This is a genomic window from Rhodopseudomonas sp. BR0G17 (genome assembly GCF_010907025.1).
GTDB lineage: Bacteria > Pseudomonadota > Alphaproteobacteria > Rhizobiales > Xanthobacteraceae > Rhodopseudomonas > Rhodopseudomonas palustris_H.
Genome location: NZ_QUML01000015.1, coordinates 65,070 through 88,548 on the forward strand (window position 1 = coordinate 65,070; position 23,479 = coordinate 88,548).

The window sequence follows — 23,479 nt, forward strand, 5'->3', positions numbered from 1 at the left end:
CGCGGAGAGCGCTCTTGCAAGCTCGAAGATTTCTGACGTCCGATCCAGGAAGTGAAGCGCTACTTCGCCGGCGCCATCGCGCCGCCCTTCGGGGCCGGGGCCGGCGGAGCCTTGGCCTTGCCGGCCGTTCCAGGCGCAGCCACCGGCGGCTTGCCGGCTTGGGCTGCCTGCATGGCTGCCTGCTCTGGCATGAACTTGGTGACAATCTCCGGATCGAGCTGGGAGATCGCGGTGTCGGGCAACCTGAACCAGTCTTCGTCCTTGCCGAGCGCCGGCGTCATCAGATAGCCGCGCAGCGTCAGGGTCTGGCCGTCGGGACTGACCGTCAGCATCGCCTTCCACACGTCGCCGTTGCGCGGATCGAGGATGTTGCCGTTCTCATAGACACGGCCCTTCCGCTTCATGTCGCGGATCAGCGAGATGCCGAGGATGGGCTGGTTCTTGCGATCGTCCTCACACTCTTCGCAGATCGTCAGGTTGGGCTGTCCGGCCTGCGGAAAGCTCTTGGCAACGACCCCCTCGTACATGTTGTTGCCGCGATCGAGCATCAGCACCCAGACCACCGGCTTGCCGCCGGGCTTGCCGGTGTCGGTGCGTTGCCAGAGGCCGGCGGCGGTCGGTTCCGCGGCGACCGACGGGGCGGCCGCGGATAGCAACAGCGCGAAAGCCGCGACAGCAGCCCGCGCGACTAATCGGATCGGTCGATGTGTAGTCGGTCGATGTGTGATCATAGCAACACCTGAAACACCGCGATGGGACGACAATATGGCGGATCGATCCGGCAATCCAGTGAGCAGAGCGCGGCGGTTCGGGATCGATTCTATGACACAGCGATGTCAGCCGGCGGCGTAGCAGGTCGCTGAACGGGAACCCGCAGTGTCGCCAAGGCCGCGCCGAGACAGATCGCGACCGGCAGCCAGAACAGGATATAGAGATAGTTGAGATCGCTCGGAATGATCTCGTAGTCGACAGCGCTCGCTGCCAGGCAGGACGCGAGTAGCGCCAGCGCGGTCACTTCGCCGGACTTACGAAATGCCCGCCATCCGCTCGCCGCTGCGGCCAAGACCACTGCCGCCAGCGCCAGCGCCGCGATAACACCGCCGCGGACCGCCGCGCACATGAAGATATTGTGGCCGTTCATCACCTCGATGCCATTCGGCAGGATGACCCTGGTGTCGAACGCAAGTCCATAGCCGAGCCACGGCTTCAATGTGACCATATGCAGATACACCGGCCACAGCTCGAACCGCAGACTATCCTTCCGCTGCACCAATTCACCGGCAAGCGGCGTCAGCAGGGCAGCGACGGCCGCGATCGCCAGCAAAGCCGCGACCGCCACCGCGATCCGCCAATTGGCTGCCAGCAGCACCGCCACTCCGATGCCTCCCAGCGCGGCCATCAGCGAACCCCGACTGCCCGACAGCAGCACCGCTGCGAGAAGCACCAGCGCAGAAACAAACAGCAACACAAATTGCCAGGACCGCAGACGGCGGGTTGCCATCATCGCCACCGCGCCGACACACGGCATCGCGTACATCAGGCCGACGACGTTGGAATTGTAGTACAGGCTGAGCCCCTTGGTGCCCTGCAACCGCACCGTCAGCATCTCCGTCACCGACCAATGGCTAAACGTGCCGACGTCGCGGATCGCGGCCAGCGCAGCCACGGGTGCAAGCCACAGGAACAGCAGGCGAAGAAAATCGCCGTCGCGGCTGGCGAGATGAGCCACGATGGTGATGAACACCAGCACCGCTGCGACGTAACGGATGTTCTTCCACAGTAGCGATCCTGATACGCCATCACCGAACAACGACGTGGCGATGATGACGCCGAGGAAAGCAGCCGAGGCGAGGAAGACACTGGACTTGACGATCGGCGTCAGATTGCGCAGCGGCAGGGCGGTGATCAGCAGGGTCGGAAGCACCAGGAACCACAGGATGGTGCGGGCCAGCCAAATGTTGTGCATCACATACATCAGGCACATCACCAGCACGAACAACCGCTCGGGCGCTTTCACCGCCAATAGCCAGGCACGGCTCCGGTCAAACACCGAATGGGACGGTGACGAATGGGCGACAACTGACACCATAAGACCTCTATCTGGGGTGGGCGGTGGACCCCGTCGCGGCCAGGCCGCGTAGCACGTCGGCGAGTCGCGTTGCCGATTGGGCCCAGGTCACTGGGCGATAACCGGCGCGGATCGCGGCTTCGTGGTGGGCAAGTTGCTCAGGCGCCGCAATCAGGTCAAGGACGGCGGCTCGCCAGGCAGCGAAATCAAGCGGATCGAGGTGGCGCGCGAGGCCCGCGCCGGCTTCCGGCAGTGATGAGGCATCGGAGGCGAGGCAGTATTTGCCGAAGGCGAGGCTCTCGGATACCGGCAACCCCCACCCCTCATAGAACGACGGGTACAGCGTGAACAGGCAGTGCTGATACAGCCACGCCAGCTCATCGTCGCCGACGCGCGGCAGATGCAGGATCGATCTGGCAGTCACCGGATCATTGGCGATCTGCCACAACAGATCACTGCTGCCGAACCCCGGCTGACCAACGATCACCAGCGTCGGCAGGTCGGGCGTGTTCTGCTCGGTGAGCCTGTGCCAGAGGTGGTATAATAGATCAAAGTTCTTGCGCGACTGAATGGTCGAGACGCTGATCACGAAGCGCGCGGCCTGCGTATCGGTCAGCGCTTCCGGTCGCCGCGCCGTCTGCGGCGCAGGAATATCAGCGCCAAGATGCACAATTTCGACAGCGCCGCGCATCCCGCCGTGGCGCTGTGCGTAGCCGAGAATATCGCGTTTGGTCGCCTCCGAGATCGAGACGATCAAGTCGGCTTCCTTGATCAGGAACTGCGCGTAGGCGTCGAACTTGGTGACGAAATCGCCGCCGGCGAAGAACTGCGGCGCGACGGCCGGGATGAAGTCCTGGCACAGGGCCGCCACTTTGGTGCCGCGCTCGCGGCGCATCCGGGCAACCGTGGCAAAGTCGACCCGCGACCAGTTCTCACCAGCGAGAAAAAGCACCTCGCCGAGGCCGTCCCCTCCAAGTTTCGGCAGCGGCTCTGCCTGGCTGGTCTTGCGCAGCAGCGACGCCGTCGCGCCGCGGACTGCGGTCTTGACCGTGCGTTCGACGGACTTGCCGATCGGCTTCAGGACGGCGGCGATCCCGCTCGCCTGCTTCGACTTGGCCCTGCCGGCGACCGGCTTGCCGCTCAGGTCGGGCGGAGTCGCGACCGCAACGTAGTCGTTACGGAGCGGGTCATAGCGGCAGAACCGCAGCGCTGGAGCCATCTCGGCCGACAATGCGCGGATGTAACTTTGTTCAACCCGGAGGGTGCCGTTCATCTGGCCGGAGCGCGCCCGCGCACTGGTCGAGACATCCATCCACAGCCAGGGCTGATCGTGCCGGTCGGCGGTCTGATCCAAGGTGCTGTCCGTCATTTCCGAGATCGGCCCCTCGGCCGCTGACCGGCGGGTCTAGCGGGTCCGGCTTTGCAGCGTCAATGCCGGCCGCTTGCATTGCCAGCCCGCCCGCAGTCTAAGTTCCTCGCCGCCCACCTTCCAGGGCGGAACAGCGATGAGGGATGGCGTGCCGCCGGAGCAGCCCAAAGTCTCGGTGATCATGCCGGTGCGCGACGGCGGACGCTGGGTCGCCGAGGCGATCCGCAGCGTTCAAAATCAGACTCTCCACGATTTCGAGCTGTTGGTGATCGACGATGGCTCCGCCGATGCGACCCCCGCAATTTTGGCTGACGCGGCTGCAGCCGACCCGCGCATTGTCGTGCTCACCCAGCACCGCGATGGTCTGGTGGCCGGCCTCAATCGCGGACTGGCCGCGGCACGCGCCCCCTTGATCGCCAGGCTGGACGCCGACGACATCGCCCTGCCGAACCGGCTGGCCCGGCAGGTGGATTACATGGCGGCCCACCCCGATGTCGTGCTGCTCGGCGGCTGGGCCACCATTATCGACGAGAACGGCCAGCCGAAGGGACGCGAGATGCGCCCGAGCCCGAACGATCTTCGGGCGACGCTGATGAAGAAGAGCCCGTTCATCCATCCGACCGTCATGTTCCGCGCCGAAGCGGCGCGCCGGGTCGGCGGCTACCACGCCGCCTTCGAGGCCGGCGAGGATTACGATTTCTGGCTCCGACTCGCTGATATCGGCGAGCTCGCGATCATTCCGGAACTGCTGATCCGCTACCGCGAGCACGGCAGCAGCGTCACCCGCACACGACAGCTGCGCCAGATCTACTCCGCCCGCCTCGCCAAGCTCGCCGCCGCCGCCCGCCAAGCCGGGCAGCCCGACCCCTCGGCCGCGCTCGCCGCACCGCCAGAGTGGCATGATGCAAGCCCCGGCCCGTTCGAGCGCGACAGTTCGCGGCTGTTCCGAATGCTGGAGCTCGCCGACCCGGCCGCCGCGGCCCGCATCCCCTCCTCGGCGATCGATCTCGAAGCGATCGCCTCGCAGCTTGGCACCCTGACGGCGGGCGAGCGCAAATTCGCACAGGCGGCGCTGCTCAATCTGTTGCGCCTACCCCACGATGCGCCAGGGATCTCGCGCTTGAAACTATACTGGTTGCTGCTCAGGCTCGGCCCCTTAAAGGCAGCCAAGCTGCTAATCGCAAAGTAAGCCGCAGCGTCGTCGGTCACATCAAACTATTTCGCTGCAGGCTGCACAAAACGCTTGGCGAGAGCGTGGTAGATTCCTTCCTCGGCGATCAGCCGTGAGGTCGCGTAGGCGATCAGGGCGGCGGCCATCAGAGGGATCACCATCGCGTGGTTGTCGGTCATCTCGATCACGATGACGAAGGCTGTGATCGGCGCCTGCACCACGCCGGAGAAATAAGCCACCATTCCGAGCAGCATGATCGCCGCAATCGGCGTTGCCGGAAACAATGTCGCGACGTTGCTGCCAAGCCCAGCGCCGACGGCGAGCGAGGGCGAGAAGATGCCGCCAGGCAACCCGCTGACGGAGGAGAGCGTGGTCGCAAGGAATTTCAGCAAGCCGAAATCCTCGGGCAGCGCTGTGCCGCTCTCCAGCGCCGTCTTCACCTGGCTGTAGCCGGTGCCGTAGATCGTATCACCGGAGACGAAACCGCAGACCGCAACAGCCAGGCCGCAGAGCAGCGCCACGATCAGCGGACGACGATTGAACGCGGTGCTGGCGCCGGCTGCCACAACGCATCGGATGAACAGGCCGCCGGCCGCTCCACCGACGATGCCACACGCGGGAATGGCCAGCCAATCGATGCCGCCGCGCAGTCCCATCGCGCTGGTGCCGAAATACGTGTAGTTGCCGAGCAGAGCGATCGACGTCAGGCCGGCTGCCACCACCGCCGCAATAATCAGCGTGCTCGATCGCGTTTCGAACGAGCGGCTCATTTCCTCGATGCCGAAGATGATGCCCGCCAGCGGCGTGTTGAATGCCGCGGCGACGCCGGCCGAGGCGCCGGCCAGGATCAGCCCGGGCTGGCGGCGCGGCGAGAAGCGGCCGAGCGCGAACATGATCGAGGCGCCGATCTGCACCGTCGGCCCCTCGCGGCCCACCGAAGCGCCGACCAGAAGACCGAACAGCGTCAGCAGGAATTTGCCGATCGCGATCCGCAGCGACACCAGCTTGGCACGCGCGGTCTGGTCGGTGAGGCGCCGCGCCGCGATCGCCTGCGGAATACCGCTGCCCTGCGCGTTCTGGAAGAAGCGGTTGGTCAGATACACCGACAGCAGAAAGCCGAGCGGCGTCACCAAAAACGGCAGGTAACGCGAGTGGCCGAGCAGGTCGGCGAAGACAAGCTGCGCCCAATCGGCAAGCTGGGCCAGTACTGCCGCCGCGGCGCCGACCACGACGCCACCGAGCAGAAAGATCGCCCGCCGCCGCGACCGCGTGGATGCGATGATCAGGATGCGTTTGTGGCGATGGGACAGAGCGAACTTCATTGCCGTGATCAGCAGCTCGGAAAGACTTGAATGAGACGTCTTTCTTGACGCCCATCGCTCAGGCAAGTCCAGCGCACCCCGGCGTCACTTTGACGTGACCTGCGCGGGGTAGGCCCCAAAAACAAAAGAGCGCGCCGACCGGGCGCGCTCTTCAAGGATCAAATAAGTCGGCGGTCTTAGTTCACGCCCAGCTTCTTCTGCAGATTGGTGGACGAGGTGGTGTACTGGAACACCACGCGCTTGTCCGGGTAAACGTACTTGACGGCCTTCTGCGCCATCAGCGCACCCTCATGGAAGCCCGAGAGGATCAGCTTCAGCTTGCCCGGATAGGTGTTGATGTCGCCGATCGCGAAGATGCCGGGGACGTTGGTTTCGAACGTGCCGGTATCGACCGGGATCAGGTTGTTCTCCAGATCCAGGCCCCAGTTGGCAACCGGCCCGAGCTTCATCGTCAGGCCGAAGAACGGCAGCATCGCGTCACACTTGATCTGCGCCGTCGAGTTGTCGTTCAGCTTCACGGTCGCGCCGGTGAGCTGGCCGTTGTCGCCCTGCAGCTCGGTGATCTGGCCGATCTTGAGATCGAGCTTGCCGCTGGCGACGAGCTGACGCATCTGCTCCACCGAATGCGGCGCGCCGCGGAAATCGTCGCGGCGATGTACCAGCGTCATGCTCTTGGCGATCGGGTTGAGGTTCAGCGTCCAGTCGAGCGCGGAGTCACCACCGCCGACGATCAGGATATCCTTGCCGCGGAAGTCTTCCATCTTGCGCACGGCGTAGTGCACCGAAGTGCCCTCATAAGCTTCGACGCCCGGCACGGGCGGACGCTTCGGCAGGAATGAGCCGCCGCCGGCCGCGACCACCAGCACGGTGCATTCGAACACCTTTCCGGCGTTAGTGGTGACTCGGAACCCGGGGTCTCCGATCTTCTCGACGTTTTCGACCATCTCGCTGAGATGGAAGGTCGGGTTGAACGGCTTGATCTGCTCCATCAGCGCTTCGGTGAGGCCGTGGCCGGTCACCATCGGAATGCCGGGAATGTCGTAGATCGGCTTCTCCGGATAGAGCTCGGCACACTGGCCGCCGACCTTGTCGAGAATGTCGACGAGATGCGCTTTGACGTCCAGCAGGCCCAGCTCGAACACGGCGAACAGTCCGCACGGACCCGCGCCAACAATCAGCACATCGGTTTTGATCGTTTCGGTCATCTTTGTTTTCTTTGTCAGTTGAAGATGTTCGGACGCGGGCGGTCCGGTCGCGGCCTGTCTAACCAAGGCCGGCAGGGGAGAAAAGACATAAATGGATATTGGTATCTTGTTCTAGCGCAAGTTTTGCGTTCAATGGTTCTAAAAAGCCCGGAGAATGGCCCTTGACCGCACGATCTCGTGACCACGCGCTGCCGCAGCTCGCTGATTTCCCCTTCCGTCTCGCCGACAACGTCCGCTTCGCCGACCTCGACCCAAATAACCACGTCAACAATGCAGTTTACGCCAGTTATTTCGAGACCGGCCGGGTCACGCTGATGAAGGATCCGAACGCCGGACTGATCCCGCCGGGACTATCTTGGGTACTGGTGCGGCTGGATATTCACTTTCGCAGTGAGCTGCACTGGCCGGGCAAGATCGAGCTCGGGCTCGGCCTGGTGAAACTCGGGCGCACGTCGACGCATTTCGATCAGGTGGTGTTTTCCGAGGGAGTCTGCGTCGCCTCGGCGCGCGCCGTAACCGTGCTGGTCGACGAGAGCAGCCGTAAGCCGACGCCGCTGACCGAACAGATCATCACCAATCTCGGGCCGTGGTGGCGCCGCGGCATCGAACACGATTGATATCAGCGGCGCTGCTGCTGAGCTTTGAAATTAGCCGAGACAAAATGGCGGCTGCGCGCGCCCAACGAACCGGGCAGCCGCCGCGCTGAGCGCGGCAGGCTTAGTTCTGAGAAACAGACTAATACCAGAGACTGTCGCGCAGCGGACCGCGCGACACGCCTCCGATAGCAATAGCGGAAATTAGGCTTGGCGTTCGGGCGTGGTGACGATCAGCCCGTCGAGTTCGTTCGAGACCTTGATCTGGCACGACAGCCGCGAGTTCGGGCGTACGTCGTAGCCGAAGTCGAGCATGTCTTCTTCCATCGGCGACGGGCCGCCGACCTTCTCGCGCCAGGCTTCGTCGACATAGACGTGGCAGGTCGCGCAGGCGCAGGCGCCGCCGCATTCTGCCTCAACGCCAGGGATGGCATTGCGGATCGCCGCTTCCATCACGGTCGCGCCTTCTTCGACTTCGACAGTGCGGGTTTCACCGGTGTGATCAACGAAGTTAATCTTGGCCATGATTGCTCGTCGGACGCTTTGCTCGTTTTATGAATTATGGGCTGACGCGCCAGTCCTATAGCGTCTCGGCCGACGTTCCGCCAGCCGTTACGCCTTTCAAAAGCCAGGACGAGTCGGGTTGAAGCGGTCGTCAATCGCGGCCCGGGCATGATCGACCGCAGCTTCCAATACGGCGAGCGGTTCCGCCGCATCCTCGCCGCGGCGCAAGGCGTCCTCGAGACTCGCGGCGGCTTCCGCCACGGCGAACGCCCCGATCGCGCGGGCCGAGCCCTTCAACGTGTGCGCGAGCGCGGCGGCGTCGGCCGGCCAGGAGGCGAGCAGCGCCATCAGGCTTGCGGCCTGCGCGGTGAACAGCAGCAGCACTTCCCGCTCGAGCGCGGCGTCGCCCAGCGTCATCTTATAAAGATGCGCGTCATCGATCGGCTCGAAGTCCGGAACCAGCGGCGGCGATGGCATCCATTCGATCCGTTCGACCTGTATCGGCACGTTCACCTCGGCACAGAATTGCGGTTTTCCACATCTCGGCAATCCAGGCCGAGAAGCGAACCACGAGTCTAGTTAACGCATCCTTGCAGGTGCAGCCGCACCGTTTTGGCACAACGTCGCCGAGTTGCCGCGATGATGTCGCTAAAATGCCACCGTTACCGCTCGGGCCGGTAGGATTTTTGCGTCCTCCGAAGGGCTTAGCCGGGTATGCCGTTAACGATGATTAAGAAAGTCTTAATCCGAACCATTTCATTCGCGCGATCGAGCCAATAGGATGTTTCAGGAAGTGGCGGACAAAAGCGCGGTGGGAATGGGGTTCAACTTCGCCGTGCTGGGGGAGCACCGAGGGGCCTTTCTGCGGTCTCCACTGAACCGACGTCCCCGGATGCGTAACAAGGGCGTAAATCAAGATGGCGAACAATCCTAAGAAGATCAAAGATCCGACCGAAGTCGCGCTGTCGGCGATTCAGGAAGCCCTGAATATCCCCGACGCGCCTCCGGCCGGTGACGATCAGGCCGCCGGGCCAAAGGAAAGTGTGCCAAATTCGGACAGCCCCGAGCCCAGCTTCTCCGAGCTGACGGAGCTGGCCGGGGAGCCGCGGATCACGCCGCCGGCGCCGAGCTTCGAGCCGGCCGCCGAGCGCAGCTTCGCCAGCCGCCCCGCCAACGACGACCGCGAGACCATCGGCCAGCTGCTGCAGTCGCTGCAGAAGGGTCGCACCACCCGTAACGTCTATACGCTCGCCACCATTTTCGCCGGCGTCTGGGTGTTCGGCGGCATCATTCTGACCGTCAGCTTCCTGCCCGCCCTGCAGGCGCTGGTCGGCCAGGGCAGCGGCGGAACGCTGGCGCTCGCGGGCCTCGCCGCGCTGTTCTTCGCGCCGGTGATGCTGTTCTACTTCCTCGCCAGCCTCGCGTGGCGCGGCCAGGAGCTGCGGATGATCGCGCAGTCGATGGCGCAGGTCGCAATCCGTTTCTCCGAGCCCGAAATCGCCGCCAGCGACTCGGTGGTAACCGTCGGTCAGGCAATCCGCCGCGAGGTCGCCGCGATGGGAGACGGCGTCGAGCGTGCGATTGCGCGCGCCAGCGAACTGGAAGCGCTGGTCGCCAACGAAGTGTCGGCGCTTGAGCGCGCCTATTCGGACAACGAAGTACGCATTCGCGCGCTGCTGCAGGACATCGCGCATCAGCGCGACAACCTGGTCGGTCAGGCCGAGCAGGTTCGCAGCGCCATTTCCGGCGTGCAGATCGACCTCCGCCACGACATCGCGCTGATCTCGGACGCGATCGCCAGCCGCGTCGACGAAGTCGCCAAGAGCATCACCAGCGCCCTGGAAGAGCGTGGCGCCCATATCACCAGCGCCCTCAGCCACGCCGGCGACAACATGATTCTCGCGCTCGGTGAGCGCGGCGGCGAACTGCTCGACCGCCTCGAAGAAGCCAGCGCCGAGACCACCCGCGCGGTGCTCGATGCCAGCGAGCGGCTGACCACCAGCCTGAACTTCAAGACCGGCCACGTGCACGCCGAGTTCGTCGAACTGGCCGATCGCGTCCACGACATGATGAACGAGCGGCTCGACCGCATCACCACCGATTTCGAGCAGCGCTCCTCGACCATCATCGACGGCATTTCGGAGCGCACCGAGCAGGTGCAGGATTCGCTGAAGAACTCCGGCGACTCGCTGCTGCTCGAACTCGAGCTGCGCAGCACCGATCTGGTCAACAAGATCGACGACGCCGGCCATCGCCTCGCCGATCAGATCCTGACCAGCGGCGACAAGGCGAGCGAAGCACTCGACGTCACCGTCAACACGCTGGTCGCCAAGGTGGTGAGCCAGACCGAAGCGACCCACGACACGCTCAGCATCCAGATGAGCGCGTTCGACGACCTGGTGAAGCAGCAGGGCACCGAGCTGGCCGAGAAGTTCGCGCGCGACAGCGGCACGCTCGGCGCACTGATCACCCGCCACATCTCCGAATTCGACCGCACCGTGAAGACGTTCGGCGGCGAGATCGTCGAGCGGATGGGCCAGCGCACCCAGGACATCAACGAGACCCTGAAGACCTACGTCGACAATTTCGATCAGCGCGTCGCGACCAGCTCCGGCGAAATCACCGCGCGGCTGGACGATCGGCTGCATCAGTTCGAAAGCCTGTTCGACACCCGCGTCGGCAGCCTCGACGGCACGATCGACAACCGCCTCAAGTCGCTCGACGACACCGTCGGCAATCATCTCAACTCGCTCGAACGCATCCTCGACACCCGCACCGAAGCCGTCACCGGCAACATCGACGGCCGCATCGAGAAGCTCGCCTCGACGCTGTCGACCGGCGCCGCCAACGCGGTGGAGGCGATCGACTCGCGGATCGTGCAGCTCAGCACCACGCTGTCGACCGGCACCTCGAGCGCGGCGGACATCATCGACGGCCGCATCGCGACCCTGACCACGACGCTGTCGACCGGCGCCGCGAACGCCGTCGAAGTGATCGACGACCGCATCACCACGCTCACCACTACGCTGTCGACCGGGACGGTGCAGGCGATCGAAGCGATCGATTCCCGGCTCACCCACCTCACCCACTCGCTCACCGACGGCACCGCGCAGGCGATCGACGCGATCGACCGCCGCATCGGCGCGGTCACCGAGACCATCGACAGCCGCACCGCCAATCTCAGCACCACCGTCAGCGCACGTTTCCAGGAGATCCACGACGGCCTGGAGAACCGCGTCACTGCGGTGATCAACGACGTCGACCTTCGCGTGTCGCAGTTCGAAGACCTGCTCGGCTCGCGCATCGAAGCGGTCGCCGGCCGGTTCGAGAGCAGCGGCCGCGAGGCCAGCGAGATGCTGATGGCGCGTGCCGAAGAGCTGTCGCAGGGCATCAAGACCAACGTCGCCGACGCCGAACGCACCCTCACCCATCTGGTGGTCAGCACCAGCGACACCATCCGCAGCAGCACCCAGTCGGCACGCGACTCGATGCTGTCGGTGTCGAACGATGTCGGCGCTCAGCTGCAGGTCACCTCGGCGGAGATCGAACGCGCCCTCACCACGGTCGGCACCACCGCGGCCGCGACCGTCGTGTCGAGCGCCACCGAAGCCCAGGCCAAGCTCACCATGGTGTCGAGCGAAGCCGCGATGCAGTTCCGCTCGCTGTCCGACGACATCGAACGCACGCTGTCGGCCGCCGGCACCGCCACCGTCGCTACCGTGCTGGCCGGCGCCCGCGAGGCCCAGACTACGCTGGTCGCGACTTCCACCGACGTCACCACTCAGGTGAAGTCGCTGGCGTCCGACATCGAGCGCACCCTCAGCGAAGTCGGCGGCCATGCGGCTGCGTCGCTGCTCGGCAGCGCGCGCGAAGCGCAGAGCACGCTGACCTCGACCTCGACCGAAGTCGCCACCCAGGTGAAGTCGCTCGCCTCGGAGATCGAGCGCAGCCTGACCGAAGCCGGCGGCAGCACCGCAGCGTCGGTCCTGAGCAGCGCCCGAGAGGCCCAGACCGCCCTCACCACCACCTCGGCCGACGTCGCCAATCAGGTGAAGTCGCTCGCCGTCGACATCGAACGCACCCTCACCGGCGCCGGCGACACCACCTCGGCCTCGGTGCTGGCGAGCGCCCGCGAGGCTCACGCCACGCTGGTGTCGGCTTCGTCCGAAGTCACCGGGCAGATCCGCTCGCTGTCGACCGACATCGAACGCACGCTGTATGCGGCCGGCAACGCCACCGCCGAAGCCGTGCTCAGCGGCGCCCGGTCGGCGCAGTCCACCCTGGTCTCGGCCTCGGAAGAAGCCTCCGACAAGGTCAAGTCGCTCAGCGACGACATCCAGCGCACGCTGGTCGCGGCGTCGTCGGAAGCGGCCAACCAGGTCACGACCCTCACCGCCGACGTCGAACGCCGGCTGTCCGCTTCGGGCGCCAACACCATCGAGACCATCGTGGCCGGTGCGCGTGAAGCGCAGAACACCCTGGTGGCGACCTCGACCGAAGCCGCCAACCAGGTGAAGTCGCTGGCCAGCGACATCGAACGCACGCTGACCGCCGCCGGCAGCGCAACCGCCGGCACGCTGCTGGCCAGTGCGCGCGAAGTGCAGACCACCCTGGTGTCGACCTCGACCGAGTCGGCCGATCAGGTTCGGTCGATCGCCGCCGATGTCGAGCGCACGCTGGTGGCTGCCGGCCGCAGCACCGCAGACTCGATCGTGGCGAGTGCCCGTGAGGCCCAGACCTCGCTGGCGACCGCGTCGGGCGAAGCCGCCAACCACGTCAAGTCGCTGGCGATCGATGTCGAGCGCACGCTGACCAGCGTCGGTGCCGCCACCGCCCCGACCATCCTCGACAGCGCCCGCCAGGTACAGTCGACGCTGACCACCAGCTCGGTCGATGCCGCCGGCCAGATCAAGGCGCTCTCTGCCGAGATCGAGCAGACGCTGTCGGCTGTGACCGCCAACACCACAGACCACATCCAGGTCAGTGCCTCGGCGGCTCAGGCCACCTTGGTGGCGATGTCCAACGAGGTCAGCGCCAAGATCAAGTCGACCTCGGCCGACGTCGAGCGTTCGGTGTTCGCCGCCAGCGGCAGCTTCGGCTCGACCATCACCGCCAAGAGCGAGGAGATCGTCGGCTACGTGCAGCAGCAGGCCGAGCGGCTGTCGCTGATCATCGACGGCAAGCGCGGCGTGCTGGTCGAAGCCATCGCCGGCAAGACCAGCCAGCTCACCACCGAAATCGATCGCGTCACCAGCGATGCGCTGAACGCCATCGAGTCGCGCGGCAAGACCTTCTCGCACTCGATCCTGACCAACGGCACCGAAGTCGCCCGCTCGATCACCGGCGCCGGCGATCTGGCCACCAATGCGATCAACAAGTCGCTCAAGGACCTCGACCTCGCGTCGCGGTCGGCGATCGAACAGTCGCGCCAGGTCTCGATCACCGCGGTCACCGAGATGCAGGAGACCAGCAAGATCCTGCGCACCGACACCGTGGCTCTGTTCGAGCGGCTGCGTGAAGGCAACATCCTGCTGCAGGAAGTGCTCACCGGCGCCCACGAGAACCTCAACTCGCTGGAGCGCGCGCTGGTCACCCGCGTCGCCGACTTCGTCACCACGATGAACGAGGTCAACGCCCGCAGCGGTGCTGCTACGCAGACGCTGGAAGACCAGCTCACCGGCTTCCACACCAAGACCGCCCGGGCGCTGGAAGATCTCGGCGCGCTGTCGGCGCAGTTCGAAGCTCATGGCCACGCTTTGGCCGAGGCTGCCGACCTGCTCGAGCACAGCAACCGCCAGGCCTCGACCTCGGTCAGCGATCGCAAGGAAGCACTGGAATCGCTGGTCACCACCCTCGATCTGCGCACCGCCGATCTTGACCAGCGGCTCGGCCGGTTCACCAGCCTGCTGGATGAATCGCTCGCCGCCGCCGAGGAGCGCGCCCGCGACGTCGCGCGGATCGTCGCCGAAACCGCCGGTGCCGGCTCCGCCAGCATCACGCAGCAGTTCGAAGCGGTGCGCAGCGCCGCCGAGCAGGAGCGCCGTCTCACCGTCGAGGCGATGCATCAGGTCTATAAGCAGGGTACCCAGGAAGCCGACGCGCTGTTCAAGCAATCGGCCGATCGCTTCACCTCGATCGTCCAGGGCATCAAGCAGATGGCCGCCGAGATGCAGCACGAGCTCGAATCCACCCGCGAGGAGCTGCGCCGCGGCGTGCTCGAAATCCCGCAGGAGGCCGCCGAGAGCACCGCGCAGATGCGCAAGGTGATCGTCGACCAGATCGAGGCGCTCGCCGAGCTCAACCGCATCGTCGCCCGCCACGGCCGCGGTATGGACGTGGTGACGCCGACCCGCGCCGCCACCGCGACCACCCGCGAGGAAGAGCCGGTGCTGGCCACCGCCAGCGTTGGACGTGCCGAAACGGTCGCCGCCCGCCCTGCCCCGCGCAGCCGGGAATCCAGCGCCGCGACGCTGCCGCCGCCGGACCTCGGCATGCCGGTCGGCCCACGCCGCACCGAAGCGCCGCCGGTCGCGCCGAGCAACGCCGACCAGGGCCGTGACGGCTGGCTGTCGGAGCTGCTCAACCGCGCCGACACCAGCGCCGAGCGTGAACCGCCGCGCGGCCGCGCCGCCCAGCAGGCTCAGGCTGCGATGAGCGGCAATCCGCTGGAGTCGCTGTCGCTCGACATCGGCCGGCTGATGGACCGCAACCTCGCGCTGGAGATGTGGGAGCGCTACCAGCGCGGTGAGGCGAAGTCCTTCACCAAGCGGCTCTACACTCCGGCCGGCCAGAAGGCGTTCGACGAAGTCGCCCGCAAATATCGCAGCGAGCGCAGCTTCAAGCAGACCGTCGATCGCTATATCGCCGAGTTCGAGCGCCTGCTCGACGAGGTCGCCCGCGACGACAACGCCCCGCAGGCCCTGCGCGGTCACCTCTCGTCCGAGACCGGCCTGGTCTACACGCTGCTGGCGCACGCGGCGGGACGGCTCGGGTAAGCCAGCACTCTGCCCGGTCCGGGCAGTGGCTTAAGTAAGTGATGCAAAGCGGGGGCCGGCGGCCCCCGCTTTTCGTTTGGCGTTGTCGAAGCGGAGCTGCCTCGCTATCTCACGATGAGACACGCCCCAGTTTCCGATCCGCATCAGGCCGAGAACGCACCATGCCTTCTGAACACCGCTCGCCTCGCCTTGCCGTTCTGATCGATGCGGACAACGCATCGGCAAAGATCGCCGATGGACTGTTCGAGGAGATCGCGAAAATCGGCGAAGCCAGCGTTCGCCGGATCTACGGCGACTTCTCCACCTCGCGCTCGAAAGGCTGGGCCGACATTCTGGCGAAACACGCCATCATCCCGCAGCAGCAGTTCGCCTACACCACCGGCAAGAACGCCTCCGACATCACGCTGGTGATCGACGCGATGGACCTGCTTCACAGCGGCCGCTTCGAAGGCTTCTGCCTGGTTTCGTCCGACAGCGACTTCACCCGTCTCGCCTCGCGGATTCGCGAGCAAGGCGTCGATGTATTCGGCTTTGGCGAACAGAAGACCCCAGAGAGTTTCCGGCAGGCGTGCCGGCGCTTCGTCTACACCGAGAACCTGATCGCAGGAGCGAGCGACAGCAAGGGTACGGCATCGACGGCGAAGCCGCTTCAGCCGCCGAGCGCAGCCACTCCGATCATCGAGCGGGTGATCAAACAAATGGAAAGCGAAGACGGATGGGTGTCGCTCGGTGAAGTCGGCAAGCACCTGTCCAATCTGGCTTCCGACTTCGACCCCAGAACCTTCGGCTTCCGCAAGCTGAGCGACCTCGTTCGCAAGACCAACGCGTTCGAGTTGGAGCATCAGGGCGGCCACGCGATGCGGATTCGCCTGAAGCCGCACGGCGCCCCGGCCGAAAAGCCGACATCCCGGCGGAGGCGCTCCGCGAGACCGAACCCGCCCACGGGCGGCGCCGAGTCCTGAACGGTGGGCGCGAGATCCGCGCGCCAGCTCGACGCGGGCATCTGCGCCGGCAATCGGATAGATCCGTGCCACCCGCTGCACCGAGATGAGCGGCGACTGCGTTCAGTGGCTGCCGACCGTCTGGTCCTCACCGGCCACCCGGCTCGCGCTGAGTTCAACTACGGTGTCCATCGGCGTCAGCAACGATCGGCGATGGGTGATTGCCAGCACCGTGACGTCGCAAGCAATCGCCCGGATGTGGTCCATGATGTCCCGTTCGGTGTCTTCATCCAGGGCTGAGCTGACTTCGTCGAGAAACAAGATCGCCGGGGCGCCGTACAGAGCACGCGCGACCGCAATCCTCTGGCGCTCCCCGCCGGACAGTTTGAGACCGCGTTCGCCCACCGCCGTATCGAACCCCTCCGGCAGGGCTTCGATCAGCTGAAGGATCGCGGCCTTGCTGGCCACGTCTCGCAACCGCGCTTCGTCCCGCTCCCGGCCGAGCAGGATGTTGTCCGCCAGACTCTCGTTGAGCAGGATCACCTCCTGCGGAACGACCGCGATCATCTTGAACCAATCGGCGCGCGCGATCTGCCGTATCTCGGTGCCATCCACCGTGATCCGGCCTTGCTGCGGCTCAATGGACTTCAGGGCGAGCTTGAAGACGGTCGACTTTCCCGCGCCGGTCTCGCCGACGATGAACGTGATGGTGCCGCGCCCGGCGGAAAAACCGATACCTGATACGCCTCGCCCATTCCCGTAATCGTAGCCGACCTCTTCGAACATGATCGTGCCATCGGAGATGCTGAAGGAAGCCGACGACCGATCGTCGTGTTCTTCCGGAGCATTCCAGAAGCGCGTCAGCGGCACCAGTTGCGCGCGCGATCGGGCGAAACTGTCCATGGTCTGCGCGATCATTTCGAACGGGGTGTTGAGCTGCAGCAGGAGAGCGTTGAACAGCACGATGTCCCCGATGCTGACGGCCCCAGCCTGATATTTCGGTAACAGCAGCGCGAAATTGATCGCGAACTGGGCTGTGAGACCAAGACCGAGCAGAGCCGAAGTTCCTGTCCGCCTGAGCATGTAGGCCCGCCAGCCGTCCCTGACGGCAGCTGCGCGATCGGCGAAGCGCCGGCTCATCCAGGTCGAGCCACCGAGCTGGCGCAGGGTTTCCATCGCGTTCATCGCGTTGCCGGCGAACCGGGCGTTGTCCTGGCTAGCGGCCATCGCAGCGTCCAGAAGTTGCTGCGACCCTCGCGTCGAGCCTAGTGTGACGAGAACGACGACCACGCCGTAGACCGCGACCGCGAGGACGATCTGCAGATCGAGCAGATAGCCGAGCGTGACCAGCGTCAGCCCGACTTGGGTCGCGCTCGGAAGCCAGACGATCAGAGCGATGTTCGCGATGGTCGTCAGAGCGCCTCGTCCCTGGCCGACTGCATTCTGGATCTCGGCGGGATTGTGCTCGATGAAGAACTCGGAGCGCTTCCGCAAGATTCGCGCGAACAGCTCGGTGGAGACGAAATATCCGAGGTTCTCGGAGATGATGACCGAGAGATACTGGACCACCCGGCTCAACACCGACGCGATCCCGATCAGCGCCGCATAGGAGAACAGCGCGTACAGCAGTTCGCCGGACGCGTGGTCCTTCGGCAGTTGGTCGATCGCCCGGGAAAATAGATACGGCGCCGCGACGCTGGCTGCGCTGGAGATCAGGACGACGGCCACGACGACCGAAAGCGACCGCCAATCCTCTCGCGCATGGCTGCGCAGTATCGCCACGGCAGGGCTGGGACCAGAACTGTCTTTGTTCATGCGGCCCTCGCGCGTTGGAGCGTTGTCCAGGGAGGGGCTGTAATAGACGTCAGAGATCGCGATTTCCACCGTCTGCCGATCGGTTGAAACGATTCAAGGCAGATTCGCGAAACCGGTATGATCGCGTGGGTTGGCCGGACGCGGGCGAAACAATCAACCAAGCGTGCGAAGGTCATCCTTTGAGGCTCGCTGCGCGGGCGCCTCTGGATGACGATAATCCTCGCTGAGGACCGTCTGTTCGACGCGAAGCTCGCGCCCTACTGCGGCCTTCGCCGCGGCGGGCGCGGCTGTTCGGCGCGGGCGGCGGTGGGCGGCGCTCCGGTCGGCTGCTCCTGCTGAGCGGTGTTGCTCGGCCCGAACAGCACCCTGGTCGGGTTGCGGTCGAAATTGTTCACCGCGCGGCTGATGTCGGCGAGCGTCCGACGGCCGTCGAGGATCAGGGCGCCGGAGCGCTTGTCGAGATTGTCGGCGAGTTCGCGGAACGACTTCACAGCCTGGAACAGCTCGCCGCCGTCCTTGCCGCCGGCCAGCGCGTCGATGCCCTGCATCACGCTGTCGGTCTTGGCGATTACGCCGTCGACCCGCGACATGATGCTGTCGATCTTGTCGGAGCTGCGCGCCAGGCTCGAGGTGAAGGTCTGCAAATTCTCCAGCGAGGTCTTCACCGACTCCTGGTTCTCGGAGACCAGGCGGTTGACGTTGCGCAGGGTCGCCTTGATGGACTCGGAGATGTCCTGCAGCAGCTCGGGATCGGCGGTCAGCACCGGGGTGCCGTCGTCGTCCAGCGGCACCGGCGGCGCGGTTTCCGAGCCGCCCTTCAGCGAGATCGCGGCGACACCGGTCAGGCCCTGGAATTCCAGGCCGACCTGGGTGTCCTTGCGGATCGGTGCGGTGTTCTCGACCATCGCCAGCGCCACCACGCGGCGCGGGTTGTCGAGCTTGACCGACACCACCTCGCCGACCCGGACGCCGTTGAAATTCACGCTGCCGCCGTTGCGCAGGCCCGAGGCCGCGCCTTCGAACACCACCCGCAGCGGACTGCGCGCCTTGGTGGTATGCAGGCTCTGAAACCACAGCACGAACCCGAACGCCGCGGCGATCACCGCGAGGGTGAACGTCCCGATCAGGAAGTAATTCGCACGCGTTTCCATTCGCCTCTACTCCAAACCAATCTGCGGCGCCGCCGGCTCATCAGCCGCCGCGCCACGCGGCAGGCTTTGAGCGCAGAATGCGGAAGCAAAACGACGCAGCCGCGGTGCGGCGGTCGAAATTTCCTGACGCACCCCGATCATGGCGAACCGACCACCGCGCGAGCGCGCTTGCCGTGAAAATAAGAACGCAGCCACGGATGCTGCGAGGCCTGCATGTCGGCGATGGTTCCGGCTGCGATCACCTTGCCATCCCCCAGCACCGCGATGCGGTCGCAGGCGGTGTGCAGGCTGTCGAGGTCATGGGTTACCATGAAAACCGTCAGGCCCAAAGTCCGCTGCAGCGTCCGCACCAGCTCGTCGAAATCGCCGGCGCCGATCGGGTCGAGGCCCGAGGTCGGCTCGTCGAGGAACACCAGTTCGGGATCGAGCGCGAGCGCGCGGGCGAGCGCCACGCGCTTGATCATGCCGCCGGACAGTTCGGACGGATAGCGGTCGATCACTTCCGGCTTCAGTCCGACCATCACCAGCTTGGCGATGGTGATCTCATCGAGCAGCCGTTGCGACAGCTTCAGATATTCCCGCACCGGGAACTGGATGTTCTGCCGGACGGTCAGCGACGAGAACAGCGCACCCTGCTGAAACAGGATGCCCCAGCGCCGCTCGACGCCGCGCCGCTCGGACTTGCTGGCCTTGTCGAGATCGATGCCGAACACCTCGATGCTGCCGCTCAGCTTCGGCACCAAGCCGATGATGGTCCGGGTCAGCACCGACTTGCCGGCGCCGGAGGGGCCGACGAAGCCGAGGATCTCGCCGCGCCGGACGTCGAGATCGAGCCCGTTCAGCACCCGCGTCGCGCCGAACTGCACGGAAACGTCGCGCACCCGGATGATCGGATCGGCCGCACCCGTCATCGTCAGATTCCAATTCCCGCAAAGAAGATCGCGAACACGCCGTCCATCACGATCACGAAGAAGATGCTCTTCACCACCGACGCGGTGGTGTGGCTGCCGAGCGACTCGGCGCTGCCCTGCACCGCCAGCCCCTCGACGCAGGCGACAATGCCGATCACGGCGGCCATCACCGGCGCCTTGATCATGCCGACGGTGAAATGATCGATCGAGATCGCGTCGCGCAGCCGCAGCAGGAACGCTTCCGGATCGACGCCGCCGTACAGCCAGGCGACCAGCCCGCCGCCATACAGCGCCGCCATCGCGCCGAGGAAGGTGAGGATCGGCACCGCGATCACCAGCGCGATCAGCCGCGGCACGATCAGCACGTCGATCGGATCAAACCCCATGGTTCGCAGCGCGTCGATCTCCTCGCGCATCTTCATCGAGCCGAGCTCGGCCGTGTAGGCGCTGCCCGACCGGCCCGCCACCATGATCGCCACCAGCAGCACGCCGAGCTCACGCAGCACCAGCACGCCGAGCATGTCGACCACGAACACGTCGGCTCCGAACTTGCGGAAATGGAAGATGCCCTGCTGGGCGACGATGCAGCCGATCAGAAAGGTGATCAGCAGGATGATCGGCACCGCGCGCCAGCACACCTGCTCGAGGTGATGCACGGTCGAGGTCAGGCGGAACGAGGTCGGCCGGACGATCACGCGCAGCACGCCGGCCATCACCGCGCCCATCATGCTGATCAGCGCGACGATGTCGTCGAAGAAAGCGTACATGGTGCGGCCGAGCCGCTCGATCGGCGCGCGCAGCGATCCGCCGCGCCGTGGCGCGGGTCCGGTGTCGCCGACCTGACGCACCTCGTCGACCAGGCTGGCATAGTTGGTCGACAGCCCGGCGATCCGCGCCTCGGTACCGTCTTGACCGAGATTGCGGCGCATCCGTTCGATCAGCCACGCGCCGAACGTATCGAGCCGCGAAATTCCGGAGACGTCGATGAAGACGTTGGGCTTGGCTTCACCGATCTTCTCAGCTTCCGTGACCAGCCGCTCCAGCGCCGGCGCGAACCGCGCGGTCCATGTTCCCGAAGCGCGCAGCGCCAGCTCTTCGCCACGCGCGATCCGTTCGAGCGACGGACCGCCCTCCAACGCTATCTGCTGTGTCATTTTGAGCCAATCCGGGTTCGAACGCCGCCTTGCGGGCCAAGCTCATTACCAGCCATACTTGTCAGCTCCGGGCAACCCTCGGTTTGAGCTGACAAGGCCTGCAAATGAACTCCCTGATAGCGCCTGAACTGACCGGGCGCATCGAACGCTGGCCGATCGCCGGCGCCTTCACCATCAGCCGCGGAGCCAAGACCGAAGCGATCGTCGTGGTGGCAGAGCTGCGCAGCGGCGACCATGTCGGCCGTGGCGAATGCGTCCCCTATGCGCGCTACGGCGAAACGCCGGAAGCGGCGCTCACCGCACTGGAGGCGATGCGCGCGCCGCTGGCGGGCGGTCTCGATCGCAGCGCGCTGCAGGCCGCAATGCAGCCCGGCGCCGCGCGCAATGCACTCGACTGCGCGCTGGTCGATCTCGAAGCCAAGATCAGAGGAAAGCGCGCCTGGGAGCTGTTCGGCAGCGCTGCGCCCCGCCCCGCCACCACCGCCTACACCATCTCGCTCGGCACGCCCGAAGCGATGGCCGAGGCGACCGCCAAAGCCGCGTCGCGGCCGCTGCTCAAGATCAAGCTCGGCGGCGACGGCGATGACGCACGGATTGCGGCGGTACGTCGCGCCGCGCCGAATGCCGAACTGATCGTCGATGCCAACGAAGCCTGGACGCCGGACAATCTCGCCCGCAACCTCGCCGCCTGCGCCGATGCCGGCGTGACGCTGGTCGAGCAGCCGCTGCCGGCCGGGCATGACGAGGCGCTGGCCACCATCGCACGCCCAATCGCAGTGTGTGCCGACGAGAGCGTGCACGACCGCACCTCGCTCGCCGCGCTGCGCGGCCGCTACGATGCGGTCAACATCAAGCTCGACAAGACCGGCGGCCTCACCGAAGCGATGGCAATGGCACAGGACGCCCGAGCGCTTAGCCTGCAGATCATGGTCGGCTGCATGGTCGCCACCTCGCTGGCGATGGCCCCGGCGATGCTGCTGACGCCGTTCGCCCGCTTCATCGATCTCGACGGGCCGCTGCTGCTGGCGCGCGACCGCGACGACGGCCTGCGCTACGACGGCAGCACGGTCTATCCGCCCGAACCGGCGCTGTGGGGCTGATCGGCGCTTGCCGGCGCAAGCAACCGGTGACGCATCACCACCAGCACAATGGCACCCGCCAGCCCCATCGCCGCCATCAGGTCGTACACGGCGAGGCCATGTCGCGCGAACACCGCGCCGGAGGCGATCGACGCGGCGCTCATGACGAAGCCGGCGGCCGCAGTGTAGTAGCCCTGCCCGCGCGCGATCACATGGCCGGGCACATGGCGCACCAGCAGCCCCATGGTACCGACCTGGGTGAGACCAAAGGTGAAGCCGTGAAGTAACTGCACCACGGTGAGCACCGGCAGCGACGGATCCTGGGCGGTGATCGACCAGCGCAGCACCGCGCTCAGTGCGCCGCCAAGCATCAGCCACATCGGCGACCAGGTGAACCGCGGCGATAGCGCGAACACCACGATCTCGGCGACGACGCCGAGCACCCACAGCACCGAGATCGTGGTGCCGCTGAGACCGGCGCCCTGCCAGGCGATCGACGCGAAGGTGTAGTACGCGGCATGGCTGCCCTGGATCAGCGCCGCCGCGACCACGATCGTCAGGAACGTCGGATTGCGTAGCAGCGAGGCGCCGCGCTGCGGCGTCGCCGATTTCGCCGGTGCATCCAGCGGCCGCAAGCCAAAGCCGGCCAGCGCACCGACCCAGGCAAATGCGACGATCAGCCAGATCAGTTGCTCCGCCGCCACCAGATCCGCCAGCACGCCGCTCACCAGCGCGCCGGCGATAAACGCCGCCGAGCCCCACAACCGCAGCGGCCCGTAATTCAGCCCGTAGCGCGCCACGGCCTTCAGCGCGTAGCCGTCCGTCAGCGGTACGATCGGCGTCCAGAAGCAGGCGGTGAGCACGAACACCACGAAGATCAGCAGCGGAGCACGTAGAATCCCGAGGAGGGTGAATCCGAGGGCAGTGATCACCGCGGTGATGATCATCGCGGCGCGGATCGCGTTGCGCCGTTCGGCCGCGGCAGTGATGAAAGGCAGAAGCGTGAAGCGCGTCACCGCAGGCGCCGCGACGATCAGGCCGATCAAAGAAGCCTCGATTCCAACGGCCTTCAGCCACACCGTGAAGAACGGCAGGTAGGTGCCGGCGACCGTGAAGCTGGTCGCGTAGAACACGGCGAGCCGAGACGCGAATCGCTTCGCATCCGGTGATGGGATGGGGATTTGTGATTCGGGAGACATCA

General features: G+C 65.6%; 17 protein-coding genes. 5 read left to right on the forward strand and 12 right to left on the reverse strand.

What is annotated here, in order from left to right:
* Window positions 1-59 precede the first annotated feature (59 nt).
* From DY467_RS13765 to DY467_RS13775, 3 genes are all read right to left on the reverse strand, one after another.
* Window positions 60-731 carry a DUF2147 domain-containing protein gene (locus DY467_RS13765; RefSeq protein ID WP_164636712.1) on the reverse strand — a complete coding sequence of 224 codons (672 nt, stop codon included), beginning with the start codon at window positions 729-731 and terminating at the stop codon, window positions 60-62.
* 89 nt (window positions 732-820) lie between these two features.
* Window positions 821-2,017, reverse strand: coding sequence for an O-antigen ligase family protein (locus DY467_RS13770; protein ID WP_349627638.1), 1,197 nt, complete (start codon window positions 2,015-2,017; stop codon window positions 821-823).
* A gap of 79 nt (window positions 2,018-2,096) precedes the next feature.
* The gene (locus DY467_RS13775; RefSeq protein ID WP_246701540.1) at window positions 2,097-3,437 is read right to left on the reverse strand and encodes a glycosyltransferase family 4 protein; all 1,341 of its coding nucleotides are present in this window, start codon (window positions 3,435-3,437) and stop codon (window positions 2,097-2,099) included.
* Between the two features lie 136 nt (window positions 3,438-3,573).
* Here DY467_RS13775 and DY467_RS13780 point away from each other — a divergent pair, with 136 nt between their 5' ends.
* The gene (locus DY467_RS13780; RefSeq protein WP_164636718.1) at window positions 3,574-4,626 is read left to right on the forward strand and encodes a glycosyltransferase family 2 protein; all 1,053 of its coding nucleotides are present in this window, start codon (window positions 3,574-3,576) and stop codon (window positions 4,624-4,626) included.
* Window positions 4,627-4,652: 26 nt separating this feature from the next.
* On the opposite strand, the gene DY467_RS13785 is transcribed toward DY467_RS13780, so the two are convergent.
* Window positions 4,653-5,930: a chloride channel protein gene (locus tag DY467_RS13785; protein ID WP_164636721.1), complete on the reverse strand. Its 1,278-nt coding sequence runs from the start codon at window positions 5,928-5,930 to the stop codon at window positions 4,653-4,655.
* A 176-nt stretch (window positions 5,931-6,106) separates the two neighbouring features.
* Window positions 6,107-7,135 carry an NAD(P)/FAD-dependent oxidoreductase gene (locus DY467_RS13790; protein WP_107356640.1) on the reverse strand — a complete coding sequence of 343 codons (1,029 nt, stop codon included), beginning with the start codon at window positions 7,133-7,135 and terminating at the stop codon, window positions 6,107-6,109.
* 161 nt (window positions 7,136-7,296) lie between these two features.
* Here DY467_RS13790 and DY467_RS13795 point away from each other — a divergent pair, with 161 nt between their 5' ends.
* The gene (locus DY467_RS13795; protein WP_107356641.1) at window positions 7,297-7,752 is read left to right on the forward strand and encodes an acyl-CoA thioesterase; all 456 of its coding nucleotides are present in this window, start codon (window positions 7,297-7,299) and stop codon (window positions 7,750-7,752) included.
* 180 nt (window positions 7,753-7,932) lie between these two features.
* On the opposite strand, the gene DY467_RS13800 is transcribed toward DY467_RS13795, so the two are convergent.
* Both DY467_RS13800 and DY467_RS13805 read right to left on the reverse strand, forming a co-directional pair.
* Complete coding sequence (locus DY467_RS13800) at window positions 7,933-8,253, reverse strand: 2Fe-2S iron-sulfur cluster-binding protein (protein ID WP_011159492.1); 321 nt, start codon at window positions 8,251-8,253, stop codon at window positions 7,933-7,935.
* A gap of 96 nt (window positions 8,254-8,349) precedes the next feature.
* On the reverse strand, window positions 8,350-8,709 hold the full coding sequence (locus tag DY467_RS13805) for an Hpt domain-containing protein (protein WP_164570998.1): 360 nt from the start codon (window positions 8,707-8,709) through the stop codon (window positions 8,350-8,352).
* A 440-nt stretch (window positions 8,710-9,149) separates the two neighbouring features.
* Here DY467_RS13805 and DY467_RS13810 point away from each other — a divergent pair, with 440 nt between their 5' ends.
* Together DY467_RS13810 and DY467_RS13815 are read left to right on the forward strand one after the other, a co-directional pair.
* Window positions 9,150-15,227: an apolipoprotein A-IV repeat region-like domain-containing protein gene (locus tag DY467_RS13810; RefSeq protein WP_164636724.1), complete on the forward strand. Its 6,078-nt coding sequence runs from the start codon at window positions 9,150-9,152 to the stop codon at window positions 15,225-15,227.
* Between the two features lie 161 nt (window positions 15,228-15,388).
* A complete protein-coding gene (locus DY467_RS13815) occupies window positions 15,389-16,189 on the forward strand; it encodes an NYN domain-containing protein (protein WP_107345652.1) in 801 nt (266 codons plus the stop codon).
* A gap of 102 nt (window positions 16,190-16,291) precedes the next feature.
* On the opposite strand, the gene DY467_RS13820 is transcribed toward DY467_RS13815, so the two are convergent.
* The 4 genes from DY467_RS13820 to DY467_RS13835 all read right to left on the reverse strand — a co-directional run bounded on the left by DY467_RS13820 (window position 16,292) and on the right by DY467_RS13835 (window position 21,199).
* Complete coding sequence (locus DY467_RS13820) at window positions 16,292-18,052, reverse strand: ABC transporter ATP-binding protein (RefSeq protein WP_349627639.1); 1,761 nt, start codon at window positions 18,050-18,052, stop codon at window positions 16,292-16,294.
* A 188-nt stretch (window positions 18,053-18,240) separates the two neighbouring features.
* Entirely contained in the window at window positions 18,241-19,134 is an 894-nt protein-coding gene (locus DY467_RS13825; RefSeq protein ID WP_164636726.1) for an MlaD family protein, read from the reverse strand.
* Window positions 19,135-19,271: 137 nt separating this feature from the next.
* Window positions 19,272-20,045, reverse strand: coding sequence for an ABC transporter ATP-binding protein (locus DY467_RS13830; protein WP_107345654.1), 774 nt, complete (start codon window positions 20,043-20,045; stop codon window positions 19,272-19,274).
* Window positions 20,046-20,047: 2 nt separating this feature from the next.
* The gene (locus DY467_RS13835) at window positions 20,048-21,199 is read right to left on the reverse strand and encodes an ABC transporter permease (RefSeq protein ID WP_164636728.1); all 1,152 of its coding nucleotides are present in this window, start codon (window positions 21,197-21,199) and stop codon (window positions 20,048-20,050) included.
* Between the two features lie 104 nt (window positions 21,200-21,303).
* Here DY467_RS13835 and dgcA point away from each other — a divergent pair, with 104 nt between their 5' ends.
* Window positions 21,304-22,299: an N-acetyl-D-Glu racemase DgcA gene (dgcA, locus tag DY467_RS13840; RefSeq protein ID WP_164636730.1), complete on the forward strand. Its 996-nt coding sequence runs from the start codon at window positions 21,304-21,306 to the stop codon at window positions 22,297-22,299.
* Here the strand turns inward: dgcA and DY467_RS13845 are convergent.
* Window positions 22,269-23,477: an MFS transporter gene (locus DY467_RS13845; protein ID WP_164636733.1), complete on the reverse strand. Its 1,209-nt coding sequence runs from the start codon at window positions 23,475-23,477 to the stop codon at window positions 22,269-22,271. The genes dgcA and DY467_RS13845 overlap by 31 nt on opposite strands.
* Between the last annotated feature and the right edge of the window lie 2 nt (window positions 23,478-23,479).